We start from the raw sequence: 26,083 nt of genomic DNA, 5'->3' as shown, positions 1-26,083 counted from the left end.
GATCGGTGCGGCTCGTTTTAACGTGAGGAACATACCCCCCTCACTGCGCCAAAAGAGACTAGAACCACCGCCGAAGGTCAAGGGAGCATGCTGCCAAACCGTGCATCTGCTCAAGGTTTAAACAGTTGACTCGGGGGTTATGCTTGTCCGGCGTGCGTTGCATGTCTCAATCAGCGCTCAGAAGTTCCAGAAAACGGCCTGCCTGTGCGAAAGCACCACGTTTGACGGCGATGCGGGCGGCCTCTTCCTCGTCTTCGCCCCATTGCTCGGCCTGCCAGTCCTCGTCGATCCGGCTCAGCGGCCAAAGATCATCAGGATCGCGCCCCTCCATCGCCGCCAGCGCCAGGATCAGACTGCCCGAGAGCGTCACGAATTCCGACAGGGCGGTCAGTTGCCAGGCCGTCATCGCGTCGACCCGCGTGCGCAACGCGACGATGGAGGCCGTCGGCTGCGGCACATGCATGATACCTTGCGTCACCTTGAGGGGCGCACCAAGGGCAGTGGCGGCCCAGTCAAGCATCGGATCCCAGGCCGCCGCCTGCCGCGCGATCAGCGTTTCGGGATCCGTTGCCCGGTAACACAGAAGGTCGGTGCCGCCGTATTCGGCCAGGTTCGCCGCGACGTCCGCCCGCTGGGGCACCACCTTATCGAGCGTCGCGTTCACCGCGCGCGTCAGGGGCATCGACATCGGGTCGATCACCTCCGGTTGTGCGTCCCACTCCGCCGCGACGCCATCGGCCAAGGCGCGGGACGGCATCGCGATCAGCGTCTTGAGCGGCGTGCGCACCGGCCGACCGTCAAGCGTCACGGTAAACCCCTGGTCCAGCGCCTCGACCGACGCACCCTTCCAGAACCGCTTGGCCTTCCACTCGCTCATCGCGGCATCCTCTCGATTTCCGTGATCATTGCGGCGAAGTCCGGCACGATCAAACCCGCCCCCGCGCCGCGCAGGGCGTCGACGGGGTGATAGCCCCAGGCCACGCCCAGCGTCGTCACCCCGGCGGCCGACCCCATTTCCATATCGAATGTCGTGTCGCCGACGAATACCGTCCGCTCGGGCGGATGGCCCGTCGCCTGCATCGCCCTGTGCAGCATGGTCGGATCGGGTTTCGACGGATTGTCCTGCGCGCATTGGACGGTGGCGAAAACATCGCGCCATTCCATCGCGTTCAGCAGGTGATCCACGCCCAACCGCGACCGCCCCGTCGCCAGACCCAAAGCGATGCCGTCGCGGCCCAGCCGGCGCAGGGTGGATTCGGCCCCGTCGAACATGGGCGGTTCGGACAGCCGCTCCAGACTGTCGGCAAAGCGCAGACGATATCCACTGATGATCCTGTCGCGCCCATCTGCGTCGACCATCGGCATCAGGGCCGCGACCATTTCGGGAAGGGACAAACCGATCGTCGCCTTGACCGCAGACGCGTCCGGCGCTTCGTGTCCGGCGGCAAGACAGGCGTCCCGCAACGTCTCGGCGATCTGAGCGTCGGCATCCACCAGCGTGCCGTCGACGTCGAACAGGACGAGCAGATCAGCCAAGGTCGTCCTCCGCGAAAGGATCGACCGGCACGTCCAGCCCATCCCAGCCCAGCATCTTCCATGTCCGCTGCATGTGATCGGGCAACGGAGCGGTCAGCTGCAGCCGCGCGCCCGTCATCGGATGGGTCAGCGACAGGGACCGGGCGTGCAGGTGCAGCTTGCGGCTGATCTCTCCGCCAAAGCTGGCCCCCCAGCCGTCGCCCGCATTTTCCTGGCTCGATCCACCATATTTGCCGTCGCCGACGATCGGATGACCCATCTCGGCCATATGGACGCGCAGCTGATGCGTGCGTCCGGTCACGGGCACCAAGGCGACCCAGGCCCCGCGCGACCCCAGCGTGTCGAGCACCGCGTAATCGGACGTGGCGCGCTTGGCCCCCTTGATCTCGTCGATCTCATCGGGGTGGACGACGCGCATCTTCTCGCCCCCGTCCCCGCCGCCGCCCGATTTCACCAGACCGTAGCGGATCGTGCCCATGCGCGGATGCGGGGTGCCCGCGACGGCGGCCCAGTATATCTTGCGCGTGTCGTGATCGCGAAACGCCTCGGACAATTGCACAGCCGTCAACCGGTTGCGCGCCATCAGCATGATGCCAGACGTGTCTTTGTCCAGACGGTGCACAAGCCGGGGTTGCTCGTCGCTGTCGAAGCGAAGGGCATCGCCCAACCCGTCGACGTGACGCGTCTGACCCGATCCGCCCTGCGACGCGAGGCCCGGCGGTTTGTTCAGCGCAATCAGATGCTCGTCGCGGTAGATCACGCACGACCGGATCATCTCTGCGTCGGCGGCACTCACCTTGTCGCGTCGAGGGGCGGCCGGCGCACGGCTTTCGGGCAGCGGCGGAACGCGCACCTCCTGCCCTTCCTGCACGCGCGTGTTCGCCTTGACCCGCCCCCCGTCGACGCGGATGTCGCCCTTACGGCACGCCTTCTCGACGTTGCCTTGGTTGAGTTGCGGAAAGCGCCGCTTGAGCCAGCGGTCGAGCCGCTGCTCGCCCTCACCGGATGCGACTGTGATGGTCTGGACGCCGCTCATAGCAGGCTCCTTGCAATGAAAAGGCCGAGTGCCACCGCCACCAGCGACAGGCCGACCGAAAGACATACATAAAATACCGCCTGCCCGACCGTGCCCCGTTCGATCAGGGTCAGCGTCTCGAGCGAAAATGCAGAGAAGGTCGTAAACCCACCCAACACACCGGTCAACAAAAACGGCTGCACATTGGCAAGACCGGCCTTGCCCAGCAGAACCGCCGCCAGACCCATCGAAAAACTACCCAGCACATTTACCGTCAGGATCGCCACGGGAAATCCGTCGCGCATCAAAGCCGACGCCAGCACGAAGCGCAACACCGCGCCCAAAGCACCGCCCAGCGCCACGGAGATCAGGGGAAACGTCATCGCGGTCCTGTCTGCCGCCTTGGCGACCGAGTCAACCTTTGCCGCGCTTTGCCCGCTGCTCTACCAGCCAGTCGACGCGGCGTCCCAACTCCCGCTCGAACCCACGGTCGACCGGCACATAGTAGACGGGACGTTTCATGTCGTCGGGGAAGTAGTTCTGGCCAGAAAATCCATCCGCCTGATCGTGGTCGTAGGCATAGCCCGCGCCATAGCCTTCCGATTTCATGAAGGACGTGGCGGCGTTCAGGATATGTTTGGGCGGCGGTTCGGACCCGGTTTCCCCGGCCTGTTTCATCGCCGCCTTGAATGCGACGTAGCCCGCATTCGATTTCGGGGCGAGGGCAAGATAGACCACCGCGTTGCCCAAGGATTGTTCCCCTTCGGGAGAACCGAGCCTTTCGTAGGTCTCCCAGGCCTGAAGGCAGAACGCCTGCGCCTGCGGGTCGGCCAGACCGATGTCCTCCACCGCCATCCGCGTGATCCGCCGCATCAGGTAGCGGGGATCCTCTCCGCCCTTCAGCATCCGACCCAACCAATAGAGCGCGGCGTCAGGATCGCTGCCGCGCACGGATTTGTGCAGCGCCGAGATCAGGTTGTAATGCGCATCGCCCGACTTGTCGTATTGAGCCGCTCGACGTTGCAGGCGCTTGGCCAGCGTATCGCGGTCGATCGTTTCGGTCGCGCCCCAGGCTGCCACCTGCTCCACGAGGTTCAAAAGCGCGCGCCCGTCGCCATCGGCCATCTCCTGCAAGGCCTCGCGCGCCTCGCCATCAAGGCGCAGTTTCGCGCCCAATTCTTTCTCGGCCCGCTGCGTCATCAACTCCATGTCGCGAAGCGTCAGGCGTTGCAGCGTCAGAACCTGCGCCCGGCTCATCACGGCGGCATTCAACTCGAATGACGGATTTTCGGTCGTCGCCCCCACAAGGGTGATCGTTCCATCCTCCATATGCGGCAGGAAGCTGTCCTGCTGCGCTTTGTTGAACCGGTGAATCTCATCGACAAAGAGAAGCGTTCCCTTGCCATTGGCGCGGCGATTGCGTGCCGTCTCGAACACCTTGCGCAGATCGGCCACGCCGGTGAAAATCGCGCTGATCTGCACAAAGTGCAGTCCGGTACGATCGGCCAGCAAGCGTGCGATGGTCGTCTTGCCAACGCCCGGAGGCCCCCAAAGGATCAGGCTCGGCATCGCGCCGGACAACATGACCGTCAACGCGCCGTCGGGACCCAGAAGATGCCTTTGCCCGATCACGTCCTGCAACGTCGCGGGACGCAGCCTGTCGGCCAAGGGTCCGGGTCGCGCCGCAGCGTCGGTTGTTTGGGGCGATGCGGGTGTGCCGCTGTCGAAGAGGTCTGCCATGGGGCAGATGTAGGGCCGAAGGGGCGGTTGATAAAGTCGCCCCTTCGGATGTTGCAGGTCGGGTGCCCGCGTCAGTGCATCTTGGTCGCCATCGAGATGTTCACGCAGACCGAGGCCGAACCGCCGATATCGAGGACGGGACCGGCCGCGACACAGTCGAGACCCACACGACGGGCCAGACGGGGCGACGTCGCCGGGATCAGACCCAAAACCGATGTCGCGCCGACTTCGCGGCCCGCGCGGACCATCTCGGCGATCAGCTGCATCTGCACACGCATCCGAATCTTGGCCGGCACGTCGTCGCAGACGAAGACACGGCTCGATTCCCAGATATGAGCCGCCACCGGCGCCTCCTCATTCAGGAGGTTTGTCGGGATCGTGTCGAGCAAACCCTTCTGCGCATCGCGGATCATGTAGCTGTAGATACCACAACGATGGGTGGTCGGCGTCAGCCGGACGCCGGCCAGGATACGACCGTATTCGTGAACCGCGACCCACCGACTTGCGGGGGTGTCGTATTGATCGAACTCCATGCCGTCAGCCTGCGGCAGGTCCCACTGGGCCTGTTCGATGAAGGTCCGATGGCGGGCCCGTAAGAGGTCCGTGAAGAGCGAGCCATGGGTGTGGATGTTCTGAAACGAGAGTGTTGTCACTTGCATTAGGGAATTCTTCCTCTGCCGGTTGTCATTGACACCAGGGACCGTGGAATGCTCGCAATGTGGGATGAGGGCCGGGGTTATATCAGCCTGAACTCTCTCGCCATTCTTAGTGCCTCGGCCGTGGTCTTTGCACCCAGGCGTTCCCGGGTGGCCGAAAGGCGCGCCTTGAACGCGCTTTCCGAAATTCCAAGTTCCGCCGCGGCGGCCGTGTGGCGGAACCCGCGCCCGACCAGTCGCAATGCCTCGACCATCGCGGGTGTCAGATCTGTCGGCGGCTCCGTCACCTCGTGCAGCGCATCGGCAATCGCCGAAAGCTCCTGCATCTCCGCGTCGTTGTATTCCCGATCGTCCCGCGACATGCCGACGATGGTCCGCGAGGTGATCTTGCCACAGGATGCAACGGCCCCGTAGGTCAGACCATGATCGGCGGCCTTTGCCATGACGCCAAACGGATCGGGCAGGTTGATTTCGCTCCAGCGGATGACGCCCGTCTTGCTGATGCCCCAGAAGACAAGCGGGTCGCGCAACGCGTAATTGTTGGCGGCATACAGCTCCTGCCAAGCAACCGGATAGGTGCTGCGCATGTAAAGCGGCGAAGCGAACCGTATATGAACGCCGGCGGAATATCCGCCGGGGGCCAAGGCTTCGAGGTTTTGCAGGTACCTGACCATGAGGCGGCGTCTTTCAGACATATCTTTTTAGACAGAGTGGCAAAATTCGCGTCAACCGCGTTCAGATCAGTTGGCCGCCATAAAGGTTAACACATCGTGAATACCTGATCGAAATTCGTCAGGTTCATCAGATACAAACGATTTTAACACACTCACCACGTCTCGCGACGCTGACTACAGCGATACAACATATCGCGCGCGACCCGTCTGTCCTGCGTCAGGATGTCTCACCTTCGGACTCGGGCTGCGTGGGGCCGTGGGTCCCTAGGACCGCAACGGTAGACGCCCCGCCGGATCGGGCAGGGCGTCCTGATCGATCGGGAAAGCGTTCTTACGCTTCGGCGGCGTCTTCCGCTTCCAGACGCGCGCGGTCTGCGGCACCTTTCGCATCGACGTCACGCTCGACGAATTCGATGATCGCCATCGGGGCCATATCGCCGTAGCGGAAGCCAGCTTTCATGATGCGGACATAGCCACCGGTGCGGTCAGCGTAGCGCGGGGCCAGAACGTCGATCAGTTTCTGGACGGCGGCGTCATCATGCAGGCGCGATGCCAGCAAGCGACGGGCGTGCAGGTCGCCGCGACGGGCCAGCGTCACCATCTTCTCGACGATGGGGCGCAGTTCTTTGGCTTTGGGCACGGTCGTCTTGATCTGCTCGTGCTCGATCAGCGAGGCGGCCATGTTCTTGAACAACGACTTGCGGTGTTCGTGTGTGCGATTCAGGCGGCGGTATCCACGGGCGTGGCGCATGTTTCTTCTCCGTTATGTTTTACTTTGTCCGGGGATCCATGCGTGGCGGATCCCTCACCTTGGGGCGTGTGCCCGAGTAGTCCCCGCCAGATGCGGGCATTTGTGGAACCGCCCCGGCCCGAAGGCCGGGGCGTATTGCTCAAAATTCGTTTTCGAACTTCTTGGCCAGATCTTCGATGTTCTCCGGCGGCCAATCGACGATGTCCATTCCAAGGTGCAGACCCATGCCCGACAGCACTTCCTTGATCTCGTTCAAGGATTTGCGGCCGAAGTTCGGCGTGCGCAACATCTCGGCTTCGGTCTTCTGGATCAGATCGCCGATATAGACGATATTGTCATTCTTCAGGCAGTTGGCGGACCGCACCGAAAGCTCCAGCTCATCGACCTTCTTGAGCAGCAGCGGGTTGAACTCCAGGTCGTCCGCCGCTTCGGCACCGCGCGCGGCCTCCGGCTCGTCGAAGTTCACGAAGATCTGCAACTGGTCCTGCAGAATGCGGGCGGCATAGGCCACCGCATCGTCCGGGGCCAGCGACCCGTCGGTCTCCAGCTTCAGCGTCAGCTTGTCATAGTCCAGAACCTGGCCCTCGCGGGTGGGCTGCACTTCGTACGACACCTTCTTGACCGGCGAGTAGATCGCGTCGATCGGGATCAAACCGATAGGTGCGTCCTCTGGCTTGTTTTTGTCAGCCGAGACATAGCCCTTACCGGTGTTGACGGTCAGCTCCATGTAAAGGTCGGCACCGTCGTCCAGGTGACAGATCACGTGGTCGCGGTTGAGAACCTCGATGCCGTTGGTCTCGCTGATGTCACCGGCGGTGACGACCATCGGACCCTTGGCCGAAATCGAGACGCGCTTGGGCCCCTCGACTTCCATCTTCAGGCTGACGCCCTTGAGGTTCAGGACGATGTCGGTGACGTCTTCACGCACACCGGAAACCGAACTGAACTCATGCAGGACGTTGTCAATCTGGACGCTGGTGATCGCGGCGCCTTGCAGCGACGACATCAGAACGCGACGCAGGGCATTGCCCATCGTCAGGCCGAAGCCACGTTCCAGCGGTTCGGCGACGACCGTGGCCTGACGGGCCGGGTTGTTACCGGGGCGAACATCAAGCTGCGACGGCTTGATAAGCTCTTGCCAATTCTTGTGGATCATTTGCCCTGTCCCTCCATTCTCGTCTCGCGCCGGGGCGGGTGGCGCGGACACTCGAGGTGATTAAACGGCTTGGACAGGGACCACCGAAATGGCCCCTGTCCGATACTTCGGGTCGACGTCAGACGCGGCGGCGCTTCGGCGGGCGAACACCGTTGTGCGCCATCGGCGTGACATCGCGGATCGCGGTGATCTGCAAACCGACGGCGGCCAAGGCACGCAGCGCGCTTTCGCGACCGCCACCGGGGCCCTGCACTTCGACCTCAAGGGTCTTCATGCCGTGTTCCTGCGCCTTCTTGCCGGCATCCTCGGCGGCCATCTGCGCGGCATACGGCGTCGACTTACGCGACCCCTTGAACCCACAGGTGCCTGCCGACGACCAGGAAATCGCATTTCCCTGGACGTCCGAGATCAGGATCTTGGTGTTGTTGAACGAGGAGTTCACATGCGCAACGCCAGCGGCGATGTTCTTGCGTTCCTTGCGCTTCGGGGCGCGACGGGTATCACGTGCCATTGTCTACGCTCCCTTATTTCTTTTTGCCGGCAATGGCCTTTGCGGGGCCCTTGCGCGTGCGTGCGTTGGTGTGGGTGCGCTGACCGCGAACGGGCAGGTTCCGACGATGACGCAGACCGCGATAGCAGCCCAGGTCCATCAGACGCTTGACGTTCATCTGACGCTCACGCCGCAGGTCGCCTTCGACCGTCACGTTGGCGTCGATGAATTCCCGGATCGAAAGGACTTCGGCGTCCGAAAGCTCGTTCACGCGACGGGTGCCGTCGATGCCGGTGGCTTCGATGATTTCCTTGGCTTTGGATGGACCAATGCCCGTAATATATGTCAGCGCGATGGGAACGCGCTTCCCCGTGGGGATGTTGACGCCTGCAATGCGTGCCAAATGGGTATTCCTTCTTCGTCGCGGCTCCGTAATCCCAGAACCTTTTTTCACAACGGCCCGGCGCACATCGCAGGGCCAAAAACGGGTAACCGGGAATCAGAGATCCCCGGTAACTCGTGCGATCTAGGAGGTCTTGACAGGCGCGTCAAGCGATGGACGCCGGCCTGTCAAGAACTTTTATCATGACGCGTCGAGAACCGCATTCATGTCGGCAGCGACCGCATCGATTTCGCCCAGGCCATCGATCGACGTCAACGCATCCTTGGCGTAGTAGTATCCGATCAGCGGTGACGTCTTCTTGTAATATTCCATCAACCGCGTGCGCAGGCTTTCCGCATTGTCGTCGGCCCGCCGCTTGAAGGTGGTGCCCCCGCAATTGGCGCATTTACCATCCGCCGGGATCGGTTTGGTGATGTCGTTATAGACTTCGCCGCAATCCCCGCAGGTCGATCGCGCCGTGATCCGGGCGACAAGCGCCTCGTCGTCCACGCGCATTTCGATTACCGCATCCAAGGTAGCGCCATGCTTGGACAAAAGCGCACCCAAGGCGTCGGCCTGCTTGAGCGTCCGGGGAAAGCCGTCGAAGATGAAACCACCGTTGCGGTCCCCTTCCAGCTTCTCCTCGATCAGCCCGATGACGATGTCGTCGGTGACCAGCTGGCCCGAGTCCATGATTGCGGCGACCTTGTCCCCCATCTCGGTTCCGGATGTGCGTGCCTCCCGCAGCATGTCTCCGGTGGACAACTGGATCATCCCGCGATCCGCTTCCAGCCTTCGTGCCTGGGTTCCCTTGCCCGCCCCCGGCGGCCCCAGCAGTATTATGTTCATCGACGTGCGGCTCCCTTTTTCCGACCGCGCTTTTTGCCGCGCAGCTGGCTCTTCTCGATCAGGCCCTCGTATTGGTGGGCCAGAAGGTGCGACTGGATCTGCTGGATGAAATCCATACCGACCGAAACGATGATAAGGATCGACGTGCCACCGAAGTAGGCGGTGATCGCCAGTTCCTGACGCACCATCTCGGGGATCAAACAGACCAGCGCCAAGTAGCCGGAGCCCAGAACCAGAACACGGTTAACCACGTATTCCAGATATTCCGCCGTCCGTTGACCAGGACGGATGCCGGGAATGAAGCCGTTCTGGTTCTTCAGGTTATCGGCCACATCATCGGTCTTGAACGCGACGTTGTGGGTATAGAAATACGCGAAAAATACGATCATGGCGGTAAAGAACAGCAGGTAGAGCGGCTGACCGGGCCCGAAATACGCTGTGATCGTCGACAGGATGGGGTTCGTCTGCTGACCCGAGAACGTGCTGATCGTCGTCGGCAGCAACAGCAGCGACGACGCGAAGATCGCCGGGATCACGCCCGCCGGGTTCACCTTGATCGGCAGATGCGATGACCCGCCGTCATAGACCTTCATGCCCACCTGACGGCGCGGATATTGGATATGCACCTTGCGCAGCGACCGCTCCATGAACACCACAAACAGCAGTGTCGCCAGAAGCATCACGATCACGCCCAGGATCACGGGGGTCGAGATGGCACCGGATTGGCCGGAGGCGAAGAATTGCGCCATCGCCGCCGGAAGCTCGGCCACGATACCCACGAAGATGATCAGCGAAATGCCGTTGCCGATGCCGCGCGCAGTGATCTGTTCGCCCAACCACATCAGGAACATCGTGCCGCCGACCAGCGTGATCACGCACGATGCGATAAAGAACCAGCCCGGCGTGTGGACCAGGTTTCCGGACTGCAGCGATACGGCCAGGCCATACCCCTGCAACGTCGCCAATGCGACCGTGCCGTAACGCGTGTACTGGTTGATTTTCTTGCGGCCCGGTTCGCCTTCCTTCTTCAACTGCTCCAACTGCGGAACCATCGCGGTCATCAGCTGCACGATGATCGACGCGGAAATATAGGGCATGATGCCCAGGGCGAAGATGCCCATCCGCCCGATCGCACCGCCGGTGAACATGTTGAGCACGCCGCCCAGACCCTGCTGTGCCTGTTCGACGAACTGGCGCAACTGGTCGGCGTCGATACCGGGGACGGGAATATAAGTTCCCACGCGATAGATGATCAGCAGGCCGATCGTGAACAGGATGCGTTGGCGAAGCTCTTTGGCTTTACCGAACGCGCCCCAGCTCATGTTGGCGGCCATTTGCTCTGCGGCTGAAGCCATGCGAGCCCCTCTTTATAGCTGAAACGCCGCCCCTCGGGCTTTCCCCGCGGGCGGCGTCAAAGGAAAACTTGATCTCATGTATGCGGACCTGCGCCCGCCTACAACCGATCCAGTCGGATCACTCGGCCGCGATCGTGGGCAGCGTGACCGAACCGCCAGCTTTTTCGACCGCTTCGACCGCGCCCTTGGACGCGCCGGTGACCGTAATCGTGGCCTTGGCCGAAAGCTCGCCCTTGCCCAGCAGACGCACACCGTCCAGCTTGCGGCGCACCACGCCCGACGCGACCAGCGCGTCTTCGGTGATGTTGGCGGCGTCCAACTTACCGTTGTCGATGAATTCTTGCAGCTTCGACAGGTTCACAACGGCGAATTCCTTGCGGTTCGGCTTAGTGAAGCCGCGCTTGGGCAGACGCTGGTAGATCGGCATCTGACCGCCTTCGTAGCCATTGATCGCCACGCCCGAACGGGATTTTTGACCCTTGATGCCGCGACCGGCCATCTTGCCCATGCCCGAACCGGGACCGCGCGCCTTGCGCTTCTGCTTCTGGGCCGCGCCGGGGTTGTCGCGCAGTTCGTTGAGCTTGTAACTCGTCATATCGCTTCTCCTCTTGCCGGAAGCGTCCCCGAAGCGATTTGGGACGAACGCGGCGTTTGCGTGATTCTTCATGTGACCGAAGTCGCACCGCGCGGCCCTACACCCCACCCGCGCCCGGTTCAAGACCCCTTGCCCCACTCTGCCCTTACAGGCACCGTTATAACATGAACTTTGCGCCCCTTCTTATGGCCCTTGGCCTACCCGGCGTCGCCCTGCCCTGCACCATCGATGCGATGGTCGTGTTCGACGGCTCCGCGTCCATGGCGGAAATCGGATTCGACACCGGCGAAACCAATCGTATCACCGACGCCCGGATCGCGATGTCCCGCATCATGCCTCAGGTGGAGCATTTCCGCCGCATCGGTTTGGTCACCTACGGCCCCGGACCCGAAGGGTCTTGCGACGGTATTCGGTTGCGCTTTCCGCCCGTCGAGGCTGCGTCGGCCCTGATGCTGTCCGAGTTGCAGGCTCTCGAACCCGCGGGCCTCACGCCGCTGTCAGACGCCGTCGCGCAAGCCGCCGACGTTCTAGATTATCGCCTGACCCCCGGCATCATCGTTCTGGTCACCGACGGCAATGAAACCTGCGGCGGCCGTCCCTGCGCCCTGGGCACGCGCCTGGCCGCCGAAGCCGCCGACCTCACCATCCACGTGATCGGCTATAAGGCCGCCCATGACTTCTTCGGCTGGAACAACCCCGAAGGGGGCGCGCCGGGAACGGACGTCGTCGCCCGCTGCCTCGCCGACACCACCGGCGGCCGCTACATCGGAACCCACTCGCAGGAGGAGCTGGTCGAGGCCCTGCGGGGGACGCTCGGATGTGATTTGGTGGGGCTTGGAATAAAATTTCGCTAGATCTGTTGTAACCGGGCACCGACACCACCACCTATGGTGCACCCCCACAGACGGGGGAGAACAGGAGTTTCCTTTGGAAGCTTTTTTGGTCTCGCCGGACTTGAGGTAACAGGACTGCTATCCTGTTAGGGCGTTTCGAAAGGGGAATTTGGTAAGGATCAAATTGAATCCTAGTTGTAGCAGCAGCCAGGTCTGCATCGGACCAGCGTGACGCTGGGAGCGAGGGGATAAGACTCAGCTGAGCTGAACAACTTACTTCCTAAGCCGCAAGCCGGCGGCAGATAAGATCTGAGACGTAATGCTGATACGCCTCGACAGTCAGCAAGGGTCGTTCAATAGAACGGTAACTCGTGAAGATTGTCGCCAACAAGAGCAGTTCGTCGCACCACGCCGACCGGGTTACCCGGTCGGCGTTTCTATTTTTCTGATACTACAAGAAAAACCGCCCCGGCCATCTCTGACCGGGGCGCTCATTCAACACAAGGCGACAGGGTCTTCCCTGCCTGGACCTCAGCCCTTTTCTTCGATGATCTTCACCATATGCGGAATCTTGGCGACCATACCGCGCACGGAGGGGGTATCCTCCAACTCGCGGGTCCGGTGCATCTTGTTCAGGCCCAGGCCCACCAGCGTCGCGCGCTGATCGGCGGGGCGGCGAATGGGCGAACCCACCTGCTTGACGACAATCGTTTTAGCCATGGATCAGGCCTCCTCTGCGACGGGCGCTTGTTCGCCGTCCATCTTGGGGCCGTCTTCCTTGCGCAGGATGTCGGCGACCTTCTTGCCGCGACGCTGCGCGACCGAACGGGGCGACGATTCCTTCTGCAACCCGTCCAGGGTGGCCCGGATCATGTTGTAGGGGTTCTGCGACCCAATGGACTTCGACACGACGTCGTTGATGCCCAGCATCTCGAACACGGCACGCATCGGGCCACCGGCGATGATGCCCGTGCCTTCCGGCGCGGTGCGCATGACGACGCGGCCGGCACCGTGACGGCCGGTCATGTCGTGGTGCAGCGTCCGGCCGTCCTTCAGGGCGACACGGATCATCTGACGCTTGGCCTGCTCGGTGGCCTTGCGGATGGCCTCGGGGACCTCCTTGGCCTTGCCCTTGCCAAAGCCGACACGGCCCTTCTGGTCGCCCACGACGACGAGTGCGGCAAAGCCGAAGCGCTTACCACCCTTGACGGTCTTCGACACGCGGTTGATCGCGACAAGGCGATCAGCGAATTCGGGGTTTTCGTCACGGCCACGGCCACGACCGCCGCCCCTGTTGTCATCACGTCCTGCCATGCGGCATCTCCTGCGTTCGGCCCGCGGGCCATTTGGGTCGATCCCAGTGCGCGTCCGTCGGTCGACGGCTTGCCCGGATCATCGAGACGGCGACGCCGTCTTCAGAATTGGAAAGGAAGGGCACACACGCGCCCTTCCCAATTTTCTTAGAACTTCAAGCCACCTTCGCGGGCGGCGTCGGCCAGGGCCTTCACCTTCCCGTGGAAGAGGAAACCACCGCGGTCGAAGTAGCATTCTTCGACGCCGGCCTTCTTGGCCCGCTCGGCGATCGCCGCGCCGACCTTGGTGGCCGCCTCGACGTTATTCTGCCCGACCATGCCCAGCGATTTCTCGAGGGTGGAAGCGGACGCGAGCGTCTTGCCCTGAACATCGTCGATCAACTGGACCATGATGTTCTTGTTGGAGCGATGCACCGAGAGGCGCGGACGCCCTGCGGACATCTTGCGAAGCTTGTTCCGGACGCGCAGGCGGCGCTTGAGGAACAGATCCCGTTTGCTGTTTGCCATCTGACTGGTCCTTACTTCTTCTTACCTTCCTTGCGGAAGATATACTCGCCTTTGTAGCGGATGCCCTTGCCCTTATAGGGCTCCGGCGCGCGCCACTCGCGAATGTTTGCTGCAACCTGACCGACCAACTGCTGGTCGATCCCTTCGACGGAAATTTCGGTGGGCTTGGCGGCGGTCACGGTGACCCCCTCCGGCACTTCGAAGTTCACGTCGTGACTATAGCCGAGCGACAGCTTCAGGGTGTTGCCCTGCATCTGCGCGCGGTAACCAACGCCGGAAATCTCCAGCTCTTTCTTGAAGCCCGTGGTCACGCCGGTCACCAGGTTCTCGACCATGGTACGCGACATGCCCCACTGCTGGCGGGCCCGCTTGGACTTGCCACGGGGCTCCACCGAAATGGCGCCGTCTTCGATCTTGAAGTCGACGTCGTCGGTGGCCGTGAAGGTCCGGGTGCCCTTGGGCCCCTTGACCGACAGCGTCTGGCCCGAGACCGAGGCTTCCACACCCGAAGGCATTTCGACGGGTCGTTTGCCGATACGAGACATTATACCCTCCTCAGAATACGGTGCAGAGCACTTCGCCGCCAACATTGGCCGCCCGTGCATTTGCATCCGACATGACGCCACGCGAGGTGGAGACGATGGAAACGCCCAGGCCCTGACGGACCGCGGGAACGTCCTTGACACCCAGGTACACGCGGCGACCGGGCTTGGAGACCCGCTTCACTTCGCGAATGACCGGAATACCCTCGTAGTACTTGAGAGAAATTTCGATCGTCGGGTGGCCCTGACGGTCCGAGCTGCTCTCGTAGCCGCGGATGTAGCCTTCGTCGGCCAGAACATCCAGGACACGGGCGCGCAACTTGGACGCAGGCGTGATGACGGTGGACTTGCCACGCATCTGCGCGTTGCGGATTCGGGTCAGCATATCGCCGATGGGATCATTCATTCTCTGATCTCCTTACCAGCTCGACTTGACCATGCCGGGGATCTTCCCCTGGCTGGCCAGGTCGCGCAGCATGATGCGAGACAACTTCAGCTTACGGTAATAGGCGCGCGGGCGCCCCGTCAGCTGACAGCGGTTGGTGAGACGGACGGGCGAGGAATTGCGGGGCAATTCAGCCAGCTGCAGGGTCGCCTTGAAGCGCTCCTCCATCGGCTTGTTCTCGTCGCGAATGATCTCTTTCAAAGCGGCGCGCTTGCCGGCGTACTTCTTCACCAGCCGCTCACGCTTCTTCTGGCGTTCGATCATGGATACTTTTGCCATGTCTATCTCCTCAGCTGTTGAACGGCATGTTGAAGGCCTTGAGCAGCGCCTTCGCCTCTGCATCCGTCTTCGACGTCGTGCAGATGATGATGTCCATGCCCCAGTTCTCATCGATCTTGTCGAAGTTGATCTCGGGGAAGACCAGATGCTCTTTCAGGCCCATGGCATAGTTGCCACGGCCGTCGAAGCTCTTGCCGGGCACGCCGCGGAAGTCGCGGATGCGCGGCATTGCCACGGTGATAAGACGGTCCAGGAAGTCGTACATCCGGGCACCGCGCAGCGTCACCTTGGTGCCAAGGGGCATGCCCTCACGGACGCGAAAGCCGGCGATCGACTTCTTGGCATTCGTGACGACGGCCTTCTGACCGGCGATCGTCGACAAATCGTCCTGGGCCGATTTGGCTTTCTTGGAGTCGCGAACGGCTTCGGCACCGCACCCGATGTTCAGGACGATCTTTTCCAGCCGGGGGATCATCATGTCGTTCTTGTAGCCGAATTCTTCCCGCATCGAAGCACGGATCGTGTCGCGATAGACGGACAGAAGACGGGGCGTGTAGTTGGCTTGGTCGAGCATCAGATCACGTCTCCCGTGGTCTTGGCGAAACGCACCTTCTTGTCGTCTTCCATGCGGAAGCCGACGCGGGTGGCCTTGCCGTTGGCATCGAGGATGGCGAGGTTCGACAGATCGATCGGCAGCGCCTTGGGAATGCGGCCGCCCTGCTGGGCCTGGCTCTGGCGCGTGTGGCGGATCGCCATGTTCACGCCTTCGACCACGGCCTTGCCGGCTTGCGGATCGACCGATGCGATCTCGCCTTCCTTGCCCTTGTCGCGACCCGACAGGACGATGACCTTGTCACCTTTGCGGAGTTTGGCAGCCATTACAGCACCTCCGGGGCGAGCGAGATGATCTTCATGAAGTTCTTCGCGCGCAGCTCACGAACCACCGGCCCGAAGATACGGGTGCCGATCGGCTCGTTGTTGTTGTTGAGGATGACGGCCGCGTTGCGGTCGAAGCGGATGGCGGTGCCGTCGTCACGACGGACTTCCTTGGCGGTGCGAACGACGACGGCCTTGCGGACGTCCCCCTTCTTCACCTTGCCCCGCGGAATGGCTTCCTTGACGGACACCACGATGATGTCGCCGACGGAGGCATACTTCCGCTTGGACCCGCCCAGGACCTTGATGCACTGAACGCGACGAGCGCCGCTGTTGTCAGCAACATCCAGGTTGGTTTGCATCTGGATCATTGATTTCTCCCGACCTTTGGGGGACCGATGCGTGGCCTACTCCCCAGGGTTTCGCTAATGTCCGGGGGGCGCATGCCGCCCGGTCGTCTGGTCGTGCCGCCGATTACTTGGCGATCACTTCCCACCGCTTCGTCTTTGACTTGGGCGGGCATTCCTGAATGCTGACCATGTCGCCGACGTTGAACGAATTGTTCTCGTCGTGCGCACGGTACTTCTTGGACTTCCGGATCGTCTTCTGCAGCAGCGGGTGCTTGAAGCGACGCTCGATGCTGACAGTTACGGTCTGGGCGTTCTGGTTCGAGGTGACGACGCCGGTCAGGATACGCTTGGGCATCTTACGCCTCCGCTTCGGCGCCACGCGCCTTTTCGTTCAGAATGGTGTTCACACGGGCAATCGACCGCTTGACGACCCGCACGCGCGCGGTGTTTTCAAGCTGGCTGGTCGCCGCCTGGAAGCGCAGGTTGAACGCCTCCTTCTTGAGATTGGTCAACTCCGTACGGAGCTCATCGGGCGTCTTCGCCCGGAGGTCGCTGGCATCCATGCCATGTTCCTTTGCAACATCACCGGAGGGCCCCAGCCGCATGGCGGGTTACCCTGATTCCGGTGGAGGTCAGTGGTAGAGAGCGCCGCATAGACGATGGGCGGCGGGGGCGCAAGGGGGTGTCAGTCCCCGTCTAGCTCCGCGCGAAATTTGCGCCCTACATATTGCAGGAACGGATCGTCGACGGGATGAACGAACGGTCGGGTTCCGGGCGATGGCAGGTATTCACCATACCGCCAACGGTACCGAGCACAATCTTCATGCGAAGACTGTTCAGTGACCATCATGAACGCCATTCCGTCTTCCTTCTCGAAAGCAAATATTTCTGACTGCTCACGCGTCCTTCGAAGAATGTTCGTTGCCACATCCGATACCCAATCTGTCGGCCAAGTATACCCTTCCCTCACCAACCTTCGACCGGCCCCTTCAATGAAACCCCCTTTGATCAGGATCGGGAGGACAGAAGGGTCAGGCCCTAGGTCAGAATTCAGAAGCCCAATCATTTGAAGAACTGGGACCATCCTCGGTGGCACAATGGCGCGGAGAATCTTCTTCGGATCGGTTTCGCCCTTACGGCGCGGGCCGTACTGACGAAAATACGCAAATAGCAGATCGACGATATCGATCAGAGATAACTCTCGCGAAGTGTCGGCTGCTACAATCCTCCGAGAAAACTCGGCCCGTCCAATCCTTACCCCAACGACGCTAGTATCGTCCGTGTATTCGGCTGCACCAAATCGTTCGAAAAACGCTGCCAGCATCTCGCCTGCCATAACGTATTGATGATCGAATGATGCCGAGGCACCGAATATCTCATCATAGAGAAACTTAGCAATATCCGCTGAAGCCGGGGCAGAATGCGCCGGGTCAACACATACAATCGACTTCATCTCATCCCCACCGATAATTAAAACTCACCGACACTCGGTTCTCCTCCGACATGTTCATCGGCACCTCGTGGCGCAGCCAGCTCTCCCACAGCAGCACCTCCCCCACCTCGGGAGCCACATAGGCGAAGGTCTTCATCTTCGCCCGCGCGTCCTTCTTTCGCGGCGGGGCGGCCATCATCATCGGCAGGCGCGGGTCCTCGAACCGGATCGCGCTGGTTCCCGGCGGCATCGCGACATAGGTCGTTCCGGAGATCACGGAATGCGGATGCAGGTGGCCCGAATGGACACCGCCTTCGGGCAGGATGTTGATCCAGATGTCTTCGAGGACCAACTTCCTGTCGCCCAGATCGAATTCCAGATCCTCGGCAAACGCCGCCAGATGCCGATCCAGCGCCTTCACCAGTTTCTTGAAGACCGGAAACCGCCACGGCAGATCCGACAAGGATGCATAGGAAGTATAGCCGGGATAGCCATTGGCCTCGCACCAGTCGTGCCCGGCGTCGTCGTCGCCAGCTACCGACAGACAGGTCGCCCGAAGTTCGTCGAAATCGACGGCTGGTTTGCGGTCCGACACAGGTGCCCGGTAGAGCCGTGTCACGAAGAGGGAGGATATGTCAGCCATGTCGGGCGTCCTAGCGGTCACAACGCACTGCGGCAATGCCCCGGCCCATCGCCGGTGTGCGGCCTTAACTGATCAAGAGGAGGCGGCGTGGCCCTCCGGCAACGGAACGAAAGGTCTGCTTGAGTAGGGTTTTCCTTCGCCGAAGTGCAAAATAGGCACCTGGGTATCGAACACACAAAGAAAGAAAACCCATGATTTCAGTGTCCGCGAAGGTCTTTCCCCTGATTGCCATTGCCGCGCTCGCAGGCTGCGTCACGCCGGAACAGGCGGAGCAGAACCGTGACGCGCGTCTCGCGTCGCAATTCTCCGATCCCGCCGACCGCCGCGGCCTCTACATTATTTTAGGCGACGTCTCCGCGGGCAGGCTCACCCTGTCCTACCGGCCCGATATCATCAGCGAGGCGACTGCGCTGCAACGAGCAAGCACCCTGTGCGCCCAGTCGACCAGCTACACCGCTGCGGTGATCGTCGAAAGGCTCCCCAATCTTTATGGCCAAGTCACGCTCCCCGACGGAAACGTCGTGCAGGTCGATGCCTTCGAAGCGCGGTGCGTCTGAACGAAAAACCCCGCCGGAGCGATCCGGCGGGGACTTGGGATTTCGTCGGAGCGTTGGACGCTCCTCTACCAGTCTTCGCGCACCACGGTGCGGGTCTTGATCGGCAGCTTCATCGCGGCCAGGCGCAGGGCTTCGCGCGCCGTCGCCTCGTCCACGCCATCGATCTCGAACATCACACGACCGGGCTTGACCTTGCAGGCCCAGAAATCGACCGAGCCCTTACCCTTACCCATACGAACTTCGACGGGTTTGGACGTGACGGGCACATCCGGGAAGATGCGGATCCAGACGCGACCCTGACGCTTCATGTGACGCGTCATGGCCCGACGGGCGGCTTCGATCTGACGCGCGGTAACACGCTCGGGCTGCGTCGCCTTCAGGCCATAGGTGCCGAAGTTCAGGTCGGACCCGCCCTTCGCCAGACCCTTGATGGATCCTTTGAACTGCTTGCGGAATTTCGTCCGTTTCGGTTGCAACATGACTTCTACTCCTTACCGGCGCGGGCCGCGGGGGCCGCGGTCGTCACGACGGCCACCGGCACCACGGGGGGCAGGACCGTCCTGCAGTTCCTGGGCTTTGCGGTCACGCGCACTGGGATCGTGCTCCATGATCTCGCCCTTGAAGATCCAGGTCTTGATGCCGATGATCCCGTAAGGGGTCAGCGCCTCGACGTGGGCATAGTCGATGTCCGCACGCAGCGTGTGCAGCGGAACGCGACCTTCGCGGTACCATTCCGTCCGCGCGATCTCGGCACCGCCAAGACGACCGGCCAGGTTCACACGGATGCCCAGGGCCCCCATGCGCATGGCATTCTGAACCGAACGCTTCATGGCGCGCCGGAACGAAACACGACGCTCCAGCTGCTGCGCGATGCTCTCGCCGACGAGGGCGGCGTCCAGCTCGGGCTTGCGGACCTCGACGATGTTGAGGTGCAGTTCGCTGTCCGTCATCGACGCCAGCTTCTTGCGCAGACCCTCGATGTCCGCACCCTTCTTGCCGATGATGACACCGGGGCGGGCGGCGTGGATCGTGACGCGGCACTTGCGGTGCGGACGTTCGATGATGACGCGGCTGATGCCGGCCTGCTTGCACTCCTCCTCGATGAACTCGCGCATGCGCAGGTCCTCGAGCAGCAGATTGCCGTAGTCTTTGGTGTCGGCGTACCAGCGGCTGTCCCAGGTGCGGTTGACCTGCAGCCGCATCCCGATCGGGTTGACCTTGTTACCCATCAGACTTGCTCCTCTACCTGGCGAACCTTGATCGTAAGTTCCGAAAACGGCTTGGTGATACGACCGAACCGGCCACGGGCACGCGGGCGACCGCGCTTCATGGTGAGGTTCTTGCCGACCCAGGCCTCGGCGACGATCAGGGCGTCGACGTCCAGGTTGTGGTTGTTTTCCGCATTGGCGATGGCCGACTGCAGGCACTTGCGCACGTCGATCGCGATCCGCTTCTTGGAGAAGGTCAGGTCGGCGATCGCCTTTTCGACTTTCTTGCCGCGGATCATGGTGGCGACGAGGTTCAGCTTCTGCGGGCTGGTGCGCAGGGAGCGCAGCTTGGCCATGGCTTCGTTGTCTGCCACGCGGCGGGGATTTTTTTCCTTGCCCATGACTTATTTCCTCTTGGCTTTTTTATCGGCGGTGTGACCGTAGTAGGTCCGCGTCGGCGAATACTCACCGAACTTCTGGCCGATCATATCTTCGGAGATGTTGACGGGGATGTGCTTGTGCCCGTTGTACACACCGAAGGTGAGACCAACGAACTGCGGCAGGATGGTGGAGCGACGCGACCAGATCTTGATCACGTCGTTGGGGCGGCCCGACTCGCGGACGGCTTCGGCCTTCTTGAGGACGTGGGCGTCGACGAAGGGACCTTTCCAGACGGAACGGCTCATGCTTAGCGGCCTTTCTTCTTGGCGTGACGCGAGCGGATAATCAGCTGCTGCGACGCCTTTTTCTTGTTGCGAGTGCGGGCACCCTTGGTGGGCTTGCCCCATGGCGTGACGGGGTGGCGACCACCCGAGGTCCGACCTTCACCACCACCATGCGGGTGATCGATCGGGTTCATCACGACACCGCGCACGGACGGGCGAATGCCCTTGTGGCGGTTGCGACCGGCCTTGCCGAGGTTCTGGTTCGAGTTGTCGGGGTTCGAGACCGCGCCAACCGTCGCCATGCATTCCTGGCGCACCAGACGCAGTTCGCCCGAGGACAGACGGATCTGGGCATAGCCCCCGTCGCGACCGACGAACTGGGCGTAAGTGCCTGCCGCGCGGGCGATCTGGCCGCCCTTGCCTGGCTTGAGTTCGATGTTGTGGACGATCGTGCCGATCGGCATGCCCTGGAACGGCATCGCGTTGCCGGGCTTGATGTCCGCCTTCTGACTGGCGACGACGCGGTCGCCAACGGCCAGACGCTGGGGGGCGAGGATGTAGGCCTGCTCCCCGTCGGTGTAGCGGATGAGGGCGATGAAGGCGGTCCGGTTCGGGTCGTACTCGATCCGCTCCACGTTCGCCTGAACGTCCAGTTTGTTACGCTTGAAATCGACGATCCGATAGAGACGCTTGGCGCCCCCGCCTTTGCGGCGCATCGTGATCCGTCCGGTGTTGTTGCGTCCGCCATTCTTCGTCAGACCCTCGACGAGGGCTTTGACGGGACGGCCTTTCCACAGCTCCGAACGGTCGATCAGAACCAGCCCACGCTGGCCCGGCGTCGTCGGCTTATACGACTTGAGTGCCATGTTACCTGTCTTCCGTTTTGCATGTCGAGCGGCCTGAGCCGCCCGGAATATAGGGCCCCGAAGGTCCCCGGTTCGGTGTCCGTTCGGAACGCATCCCGCGCAGACGACGACAAAGCCCCGGACGAATCCGGGGCTGGCCGATGGGGTCGTCTAGGGGGGGGACGGGATGGGGTCAAGGGTCGGCGGCAGGGAGATTTCGGGGGGCGGATTTCAGGGGGGATCCACGGGTGATCTGTGGGTGATCTACGTCCGACGCGATTGTTTGGGAAATGTGTTGCGTGTTGCCGCGCTCGGCGTGGAGGTGTTGGAGGTCAGTCCCGCCGGGCGAGGGCACGGAGCGTGTCGATGTGGCGGTCAACGCTCAGGGCGAGCGTGGTGGGGCGGTAGTCGCGGTTGAGCGTCGCGACGACGACGGCGACCAGTTCCGGCACCCCTGCCCCAAGACGCAGGACGGGCGCACCGCTGTGGCCGCCGGTCACGGTGCAGTCGAGAGTGAGGATCTCGCCCGGAATGGCGGGCGCGCCGATGGGAGGATTGGAGCGTCCGGATCGGCCCGGTGAGAGTGGCGACGGCGATGTTGACGTGAAACCCCTCGTAAGGAGACGAACCGAGGCCGTGGGTGGAGTAGCGATGGACCGTGGCAACGCGCTGCCGTCGGTGCTTTCGGTGGACCCGAAGGAGATGCCTTTGCGGTCGGGGTCCGCGCAATGGGCGGCGGTCAGGATCAGGTCCGCGTCGAGCAGAGCGGCACCGCAGGTTTCGGGGCTGTCCCCACGGTCGATGCGCCCGGAGACGGGACGTGCGGCATCGGACAGGGCGAGGGGGTGGTGGGGAGGAGGAGGGAGGCGGCAGCATACGTCCCTTGCGAAGCATGTGCCGTTTTCTTGGGCAGTGCATGGCGCGGCACGGCGGATCTGTCCTCCGGGGTTGAAATGCCGTCACGGGCACCGCACGGTTTCGTGAACCAACTGCGAGGACGGTGCGATGGGCTTTCTGGACACGATTTTCGGCGTGATCAATGATCTGACCTGGGGGTGGGCTTTGATCCCGTTCCTGGTCGTCCTGGGCGTCTTTTTCAGTGCGGCGAGCGGCTTTGTCCAGTTCCGGTTCTTCAAACGCATGTTCAACGTCCTGCGGGGGAACGACGAGAATAACGACCCCAACAAGATCAGCGCACGCGAAGCGCTCTTCATCTCGGTGGGCGGCCGCGTGGGCGGCGGCAATATCGCGGGTGTCGCGGTGGCGATCACGGCGGGCGGCCCCGGCGCCGTGTTCTGGATGTGGGTCATCGCCCTTATCGGCATGTGCACCGCGCTGGTCGAGGCGACGCTCGCCCAGGTCTACAAGCGCACGCAGCCAAGCGGCGATTACCGCGGCGGCCCGGCGCAATCCATCGTCCTGGGTCTGGGCGAGAACTACCGCTGGCTGGCGACGATCTATGCCGTCTGTCTGATTGCGTCCTTCGCCATCGGGTTCAACGCATTCCAGGGCAACACCGTCGCCGGAGCGGCGCTCGACTCGATGGAGATCCCGAGGCTCTGGACCGGGATCGCCCTGTCGGCCGTCACCGGCCTGATCGTCTTCGGCGGCATTCACAGGATCGCCAAGGCAGCGGATGTGATCATCCCGGTCATGGCCATCGGCTACATCGGAATGGCGTTCGTCGTGATCGTGCTGAACCTCTTTTCCCTGCCGGCTGTGCTCTGGGACATCGTGGCCAACGCGTTCGGATTTCGCGAAGCCGTCTCGGGGGGCATGGGCGCGGCCATCGCTCAAGGCCTGCGGCGGGGGTTGTTCTCCAACGAAGCGGGCCTCGGCTCCGCACCGAACGTGGCGGCGACGGCTTACGTCAAGCACCCGGTGAGCCAGGGCATCACCCAGAGCTTCTCGGTCTTCATCGACACGATCCTGATCTGCTCTTGCACGGCTTTCGTGATCCTGTTGGCGGATGTCTATCAGCCGGGCGCAGAGGACATCGACGGCGTGGCCCTGACCCAGCAGAGCCTGGTGGAGCATCTGGGCGGATGGTCGCAATACTTCCTGACGGTCGCGATCCTGCTCTTCGCCTTCTCGTCGATCATGTACAATTATTACCTGGGCGAGAACGCGCTGTCGTTCATGACGGATAATCCCGCGGCGGTTCTGGTGCTGCGCCTGGCCATCATGGGGATCGTGTTCCTCGGCGCGGTCGCGCCGGGCGCCACGGCGGTCTTCTCGTTCTCGGATCCGATGATGGGGATCCTTGCGGTGGTCAACCTGCTCGCCCTGATGATGCTCTTCCCGATCGCGATGCGGGTGATCGGCGACTTCAGGAAGCAACTGGCGGCGGGTGTGGCCAAGCCGATCTTCGACCCGGCGCGGTTCCCGGACCTCGACACCGATCCGACCGCCTGGCCGGACGCCGCGGATGCGCCGAACCTGCCGGCAGACCGCCCCGTGGTGGCCACATCGCAGACGCCAGCGACGACCTGAGCGGGACTGCCACCGGTCGTGCGCACTGGTGGCGTTCGCCATGACACAATGAAAAAGCCCCGCCGTTTCCGGCGGGGCCTTTTGTTGTCTTAACCGGTGGGCCTTCGAGGCCCACCCTACCGAAGCTTACAGCCCGGTGGACACGTCGATCGTGTTGCCCTCTTCAAGCGTCACATAGGCTTTCTTCACGTCCTTGCGGCGGCCCATCTGGCCCCGGAAACGCTTGGTCTTGCCCTTGGTGATGGACGTGTTCACGGCCTTCACCTTGACGCCGAAGAGTTCTTCGACTGCGGATTTGATCTGCGGCTTGTTCGCGTCGATCGACACTTCGAAGACGACGGCGTTGGCCTCGGAGGCCATCGTCGCTTTCTCGGTGATGATCGGTTTGCGGATCACGTCGTAGGTGTTCATTTGAGACGAGCCTCCAGAGCTTCGACACCCGCCTTCGTGAGCACCAGGGTGTCACGCTTGAGGATGTCGTAGACGTTCGCGCCCATCGAGGGCAGAACGTCGACGGTTTCGAGGTTGCGCGCTGCCTGAGCGAAGTCCTCGTTCACGGAGGCCCCGTCGATGATCAGCGCGCGCTTCCAGCCCAGGTCCTTGATCTGCTTGGCGAGAGCGGACGTCTTGCCGCCGGCCGCCAGCTCGTCGAGGATGACCAGCTTGCCCGCCTGCGCCTTGGACGACAGGGCGTGCATCAGGCCCATCTTGCGAACCTTCTTGGTCAACTCGTGGCCGTGGCTGCGGGGCGTGGGGCCCTTGTAGACGCCACCACCGCGGAAGATCGGCGCCTTGCGGGAGCCGTGGCGTGCGCCGCCGGAGCCCTTCTGACGAACGATCTTCTTGGTCGAGTAGCTGACTTCCGTCCGGGTCTTGACCGAATGGGTGCCTTGCTGCGCCTTATTGCGCTGCCAGCGGACGACCCGGAACAGGATGTCGCGGCGCGGCTCCTGACCGAAGATATCGTCGCTCAGTTCGACGGAACCGGCTGTGCCGCCGTCGAGGGTGATGACATCGAGTTTCATGCGTCACCTTCCTTCTTCTCGGCGTCGGAGTTGTCGGTATCGGCACCCTCCTCCGCGATTTGGGCTTCGGCATCCTTCAGCGCGGCTTCCTCGGCTGCGGCCTGCTCGGCGGCCAAGGCCTCCTCGGCGGCTTTGGCTTCGGCTTCGGCGGCTGCGGCGGCTTCCTCGGCGGCTTTCTGCGCTTCCTTCTTGGAAGACATCAGCGCGGCGGGGATGATGGCACTCTCGGGGAACGGCTTCTTGACCGCATCCTTGATCGTGACCCATCCACCCTTGGAGCCGGGAACGGCGCCCTTGACCATGATCAGGCCACGGTCGGTATCGGTGCGCACGACCTGAAGATTTTGCGTGGTGACACGGGCAGCGCCCATGTGACCGGCCATCTTCTTGCCCTTGAACACCTTGCCGGGATCCTGACACTGACCGGTGGAGCCGTGCGAACGGTGGCTGATCGACACGCCGTGCGTGGCGCGCAGGCCGCCGAAGTTCCAACGCTTCATCGCGCCCTGGAAGCCCTTACCGATCGAAGTGCCGGCGACGTCGACATACTGACCTTCGAAGTAATGGTCGGCGATGATTTCCTCGCCCACTTCGATCATCGCATCCGCATCGACGCGGAACTCGACGATCTTGCGCTTGGGCTCTACGCCGGCGTTCTTGAACACGCCGCGCATCGCCTGGCTGGTGCGCTTGACCTTGGCCGTACCTGCGCCCAGCTGGACTGCGGTATAGCCGTGCTTGTCGTCCGTGCGCTGTCCGATGACCTGAAGGCCATCCAGCTGCAGGACGGTGACGGGGATCTGCTTCCCGTCTTCCATGAACAGACGGGTCATCCCGACTTTCTTGGCGATCACTCCGGAACGCAACATAT

Annotated in this window: 38 protein-coding genes and 1 pseudogene; 3 read left to right on the top strand and 36 right to left on the bottom strand. The window is 62.4% G+C overall.

Going from position 1 to position 26,083, the window contains the following annotated elements; translation table 11 throughout:
• Positions 1-166: 166 nt before the first annotated feature.
• The 14 genes from JDO7802_RS10640 to rplO form a co-directional block, all read right to left on the bottom strand.
• Entirely contained in the window at positions 167-877 is a 711-nt protein-coding gene (locus tag JDO7802_RS10640) for an ATP12 family chaperone protein (RefSeq protein ID WP_055085398.1), read from the bottom strand.
• Positions 874-1,536 (bottom strand): HAD-IA family hydrolase, encoded by a 663-nt coding sequence (locus JDO7802_RS10635; RefSeq protein ID WP_187298127.1) that lies wholly within the window; start codon positions 1,534-1,536, stop codon positions 874-876. Before JDO7802_RS10635 ends, JDO7802_RS10640 begins: the two co-directional genes overlap by 4 nt.
• A complete protein-coding gene (locus JDO7802_RS10630; RefSeq protein WP_055085394.1) occupies positions 1,529-2,572 on the bottom strand; it encodes an RluA family pseudouridine synthase in 1,044 nt (347 codons plus the stop codon). Before JDO7802_RS10630 ends, JDO7802_RS10635 begins: the two co-directional genes overlap by 8 nt.
• Positions 2,569-2,934, bottom strand: a complete 366-nt coding sequence (gene crcB, locus JDO7802_RS10625) for a fluoride efflux transporter CrcB (protein WP_083481127.1) — start codon at positions 2,932-2,934, stop codon at positions 2,569-2,571. Before crcB ends, JDO7802_RS10630 begins: the two co-directional genes overlap by 4 nt.
• Positions 2,935-2,965: 31 nt before the next feature.
• The gene (locus JDO7802_RS10620) at positions 2,966-4,291 is read right to left on the bottom strand and encodes a replication-associated recombination protein A (RefSeq protein WP_055085392.1); all 1,326 of its coding nucleotides are present in this window, start codon (positions 4,289-4,291) and stop codon (positions 2,966-2,968) included.
• Between the two features lie 71 nt (positions 4,292-4,362).
• The gene (locus JDO7802_RS10615; protein ID WP_055085390.1) at positions 4,363-4,950 is read right to left on the bottom strand and encodes an acyl-homoserine-lactone synthase; all 588 of its coding nucleotides are present in this window, start codon (positions 4,948-4,950) and stop codon (positions 4,363-4,365) included.
• 77 nt (positions 4,951-5,027) lie between these two features.
• The gene (locus tag JDO7802_RS10610) at positions 5,028-5,621 is read right to left on the bottom strand and encodes an autoinducer binding domain-containing protein (RefSeq protein WP_245624171.1); all 594 of its coding nucleotides are present in this window, start codon (positions 5,619-5,621) and stop codon (positions 5,028-5,030) included.
• Positions 5,622-5,952: 331 nt separating this feature from the next.
• Entirely contained in the window at positions 5,953-6,372 is a 420-nt protein-coding gene (gene rplQ / locus JDO7802_RS10605; protein ID WP_055085386.1) for a 50S ribosomal protein L17, read from the bottom strand.
• A 139-nt stretch (positions 6,373-6,511) separates the two neighbouring features.
• On the bottom strand, positions 6,512-7,528 hold the full coding sequence (locus JDO7802_RS10600; RefSeq protein ID WP_055085384.1) for a DNA-directed RNA polymerase subunit alpha: 1,017 nt from the start codon (positions 7,526-7,528) through the stop codon (positions 6,512-6,514).
• A gap of 118 nt (positions 7,529-7,646) precedes the next feature.
• Positions 7,647-8,039 carry a 30S ribosomal protein S11 gene (gene rpsK / locus JDO7802_RS10595; protein WP_055085382.1) on the bottom strand — a complete coding sequence of 131 codons (393 nt, stop codon included), beginning with the start codon at positions 8,037-8,039 and terminating at the stop codon, positions 7,647-7,649.
• Between the two features lie 13 nt (positions 8,040-8,052).
• Positions 8,053-8,421, bottom strand: a complete 369-nt coding sequence (gene rpsM / locus JDO7802_RS10590) for a 30S ribosomal protein S13 (protein WP_055085380.1) — start codon at positions 8,419-8,421, stop codon at positions 8,053-8,055.
• Between the two features lie 180 nt (positions 8,422-8,601).
• The gene (locus JDO7802_RS10585) at positions 8,602-9,249 is read right to left on the bottom strand and encodes an adenylate kinase (protein ID WP_055085378.1); all 648 of its coding nucleotides are present in this window, start codon (positions 9,247-9,249) and stop codon (positions 8,602-8,604) included.
• Positions 9,246-10,604, bottom strand: a complete 1,359-nt coding sequence (gene secY / locus JDO7802_RS10580) for a preprotein translocase subunit SecY (protein WP_055085376.1) — start codon at positions 10,602-10,604, stop codon at positions 9,246-9,248. The genes JDO7802_RS10585 and secY overlap by 4 nt, the downstream gene beginning before the upstream one ends.
• A 118-nt stretch (positions 10,605-10,722) precedes the next feature.
• A complete protein-coding gene (rplO, locus tag JDO7802_RS10575; RefSeq protein WP_055085374.1) occupies positions 10,723-11,199 on the bottom strand; it encodes a 50S ribosomal protein L15 in 477 nt (158 codons plus the stop codon).
• A gap of 164 nt (positions 11,200-11,363) precedes the next feature.
• Between rplO and JDO7802_RS10570 the strand changes: the two genes are divergently transcribed.
• A complete protein-coding gene (locus tag JDO7802_RS10570; RefSeq protein ID WP_055085372.1) occupies positions 11,364-12,053 on the top strand; it encodes a vWA domain-containing protein in 690 nt (229 codons plus the stop codon).
• Positions 12,054-12,563: 510 nt separating this feature from the next.
• Here the strand turns inward: JDO7802_RS10570 and rpmD are convergent.
• The 13 genes from rpmD to JDO7802_RS10505 form a co-directional block, all read right to left on the bottom strand.
• The gene (rpmD, locus tag JDO7802_RS10565; protein WP_055085370.1) at positions 12,564-12,752 is read right to left on the bottom strand and encodes a 50S ribosomal protein L30; all 189 of its coding nucleotides are present in this window, start codon (positions 12,750-12,752) and stop codon (positions 12,564-12,566) included.
• Between the two features lie 3 nt (positions 12,753-12,755).
• The gene (gene rpsE, locus JDO7802_RS10560) at positions 12,756-13,346 is read right to left on the bottom strand and encodes a 30S ribosomal protein S5 (RefSeq protein WP_055085368.1); all 591 of its coding nucleotides are present in this window, start codon (positions 13,344-13,346) and stop codon (positions 12,756-12,758) included.
• 146 nt (positions 13,347-13,492) lie between these two features.
• The gene (gene rplR, locus JDO7802_RS10555; RefSeq protein ID WP_055085365.1) at positions 13,493-13,852 is read right to left on the bottom strand and encodes a 50S ribosomal protein L18; all 360 of its coding nucleotides are present in this window, start codon (positions 13,850-13,852) and stop codon (positions 13,493-13,495) included.
• An 11-nt stretch (positions 13,853-13,863) separates the two neighbouring features.
• Positions 13,864-14,397 (bottom strand): 50S ribosomal protein L6, encoded by a 534-nt coding sequence (rplF, locus tag JDO7802_RS10550; RefSeq protein ID WP_055085363.1) that lies wholly within the window; start codon positions 14,395-14,397, stop codon positions 13,864-13,866.
• A gap of 10 nt (positions 14,398-14,407) precedes the next feature.
• Positions 14,408-14,800 carry a 30S ribosomal protein S8 gene (gene rpsH / locus JDO7802_RS10545; RefSeq protein ID WP_055085360.1) on the bottom strand — a complete coding sequence of 131 codons (393 nt, stop codon included), beginning with the start codon at positions 14,798-14,800 and terminating at the stop codon, positions 14,408-14,410.
• A 12-nt stretch (positions 14,801-14,812) separates the two neighbouring features.
• Positions 14,813-15,118 carry a 30S ribosomal protein S14 gene (gene rpsN, locus JDO7802_RS10540; RefSeq protein ID WP_055085358.1) on the bottom strand — a complete coding sequence of 102 codons (306 nt, stop codon included), beginning with the start codon at positions 15,116-15,118 and terminating at the stop codon, positions 14,813-14,815.
• A gap of 10 nt (positions 15,119-15,128) precedes the next feature.
• Positions 15,129-15,692, bottom strand: coding sequence for a 50S ribosomal protein L5 (rplE, locus tag JDO7802_RS10535; RefSeq protein ID WP_055085356.1), 564 nt, complete (start codon positions 15,690-15,692; stop codon positions 15,129-15,131).
• Entirely contained in the window at positions 15,692-15,997 is a 306-nt protein-coding gene (gene rplX, locus JDO7802_RS10530; protein WP_055085354.1) for a 50S ribosomal protein L24, read from the bottom strand. Before rplX ends, rplE begins: the two co-directional genes overlap by 1 nt.
• Positions 15,997-16,365, bottom strand: coding sequence for a 50S ribosomal protein L14 (gene rplN / locus JDO7802_RS10525; RefSeq protein WP_055085352.1), 369 nt, complete (start codon positions 16,363-16,365; stop codon positions 15,997-15,999). The genes rplX and rplN overlap by 1 nt, the downstream gene beginning before the upstream one ends.
• 103 nt (positions 16,366-16,468) lie before the next feature.
• Complete coding sequence (rpsQ, locus tag JDO7802_RS10520) at positions 16,469-16,699, bottom strand: 30S ribosomal protein S17 (RefSeq protein WP_055085349.1); 231 nt, start codon at positions 16,697-16,699, stop codon at positions 16,469-16,471.
• Between the two features lies 1 nt (position 16,700).
• Entirely contained in the window at positions 16,701-16,907 is a 207-nt protein-coding gene (gene rpmC, locus JDO7802_RS10515; RefSeq protein WP_055085347.1) for a 50S ribosomal protein L29, read from the bottom strand.
• Between the two features lie 122 nt (positions 16,908-17,029).
• Positions 17,030-17,797, bottom strand: a complete 768-nt coding sequence (locus JDO7802_RS10510) for a hypothetical protein (RefSeq protein ID WP_055085345.1) — start codon at positions 17,795-17,797, stop codon at positions 17,030-17,032.
• A 1-nt stretch (position 17,798) separates the two neighbouring features.
• Positions 17,799-18,419: a TIGR02466 family protein gene (locus JDO7802_RS10505; RefSeq protein WP_055085343.1), complete on the bottom strand. Its 621-nt coding sequence runs from the start codon at positions 18,417-18,419 to the stop codon at positions 17,799-17,801.
• Positions 18,420-18,610: 191 nt separating this feature from the next.
• Here JDO7802_RS10505 and JDO7802_RS10500 point away from each other — a divergent pair, with 191 nt between their 5' ends.
• Complete coding sequence (locus tag JDO7802_RS10500) at positions 18,611-18,976, top strand: hypothetical protein (RefSeq protein ID WP_055085341.1); 366 nt, start codon at positions 18,611-18,613, stop codon at positions 18,974-18,976.
• Positions 18,977-19,041: 65 nt separating this feature from the next.
• Here the strand turns inward: JDO7802_RS10500 and rplP are convergent, their stop codons facing one another.
• The 6 genes and pseudogenes from rplP to JDO7802_RS18845 all read right to left on the bottom strand — a co-directional run.
• Entirely contained in the window at positions 19,042-19,455 is a 414-nt protein-coding gene (gene rplP, locus JDO7802_RS10495) for a 50S ribosomal protein L16 (protein ID WP_055085339.1), read from the bottom strand.
• Positions 19,456-19,467: 12 nt separating this feature from the next.
• Complete coding sequence (rpsC, locus tag JDO7802_RS10490; RefSeq protein WP_055085337.1) at positions 19,468-20,205, bottom strand: 30S ribosomal protein S3; 738 nt, start codon at positions 20,203-20,205, stop codon at positions 19,468-19,470.
• The gene (gene rplV / locus JDO7802_RS10485; RefSeq protein ID WP_055085335.1) at positions 20,205-20,585 is read right to left on the bottom strand and encodes a 50S ribosomal protein L22; all 381 of its coding nucleotides are present in this window, start codon (positions 20,583-20,585) and stop codon (positions 20,205-20,207) included. The genes rpsC and rplV overlap by 1 nt, the downstream gene beginning before the upstream one ends.
• A 3-nt stretch (positions 20,586-20,588) precedes the next feature.
• Complete coding sequence (gene rpsS, locus JDO7802_RS10480) at positions 20,589-20,870, bottom strand: 30S ribosomal protein S19 (RefSeq protein WP_055085333.1); 282 nt, start codon at positions 20,868-20,870, stop codon at positions 20,589-20,591.
• 2 nt (positions 20,871-20,872) lie between these two features.
• Complete coding sequence (gene rplB / locus JDO7802_RS10475) at positions 20,873-21,715, bottom strand: 50S ribosomal protein L2 (RefSeq protein WP_055085331.1); 843 nt, start codon at positions 21,713-21,715, stop codon at positions 20,873-20,875.
• Positions 21,716-22,377: 662 nt separating this feature from the next.
• Positions 22,378-22,530, bottom strand: a pseudogene (locus JDO7802_RS18845) (trypsin-like serine protease); the annotation flags it as partial.
• Positions 22,531-22,699: 169 nt separating this feature from the next.
• Here JDO7802_RS18845 and JDO7802_RS10470 point away from each other — a divergent pair.
• Positions 22,700-24,187: an alanine/glycine:cation symporter family protein gene (locus tag JDO7802_RS10470; protein WP_055085329.1), complete on the top strand. Its 1,488-nt coding sequence runs from the start codon at positions 22,700-22,702 to the stop codon at positions 24,185-24,187.
• A gap of 126 nt (positions 24,188-24,313) precedes the next feature.
• Here the strand turns inward: JDO7802_RS10470 and JDO7802_RS10465 are convergent, their stop codons facing one another.
• From JDO7802_RS10465 to rplC, 3 genes are read right to left on the bottom strand one after another with little or no spacing between them, the layout of a single operon-like run.
• Positions 24,314-24,598 carry a 50S ribosomal protein L23 gene (locus JDO7802_RS10465; protein WP_055085327.1) on the bottom strand — a complete coding sequence of 95 codons (285 nt, stop codon included), beginning with the start codon at positions 24,596-24,598 and terminating at the stop codon, positions 24,314-24,316.
• Complete coding sequence (gene rplD / locus JDO7802_RS10460) at positions 24,595-25,212, bottom strand: 50S ribosomal protein L4 (protein ID WP_055085325.1); 618 nt, start codon at positions 25,210-25,212, stop codon at positions 24,595-24,597. The genes JDO7802_RS10465 and rplD overlap by 4 nt, the downstream gene beginning before the upstream one ends.
• Positions 25,209-26,081, bottom strand: coding sequence for a 50S ribosomal protein L3 (gene rplC, locus JDO7802_RS10455; RefSeq protein WP_055085323.1), 873 nt, complete (start codon positions 26,079-26,081; stop codon positions 25,209-25,211). Before rplC ends, rplD begins: the two co-directional genes overlap by 4 nt.
• Positions 26,082-26,083 lie beyond the last annotated feature (2 nt).

This window comes from Jannaschia donghaensis (assembly GCF_001403795.1).
GTDB lineage: Bacteria > Pseudomonadota > Alphaproteobacteria > Rhodobacterales > Rhodobacteraceae > Jannaschia > Jannaschia donghaensis.
This window is presented reverse-complemented; position numbering and strand designations above follow the sequence as displayed.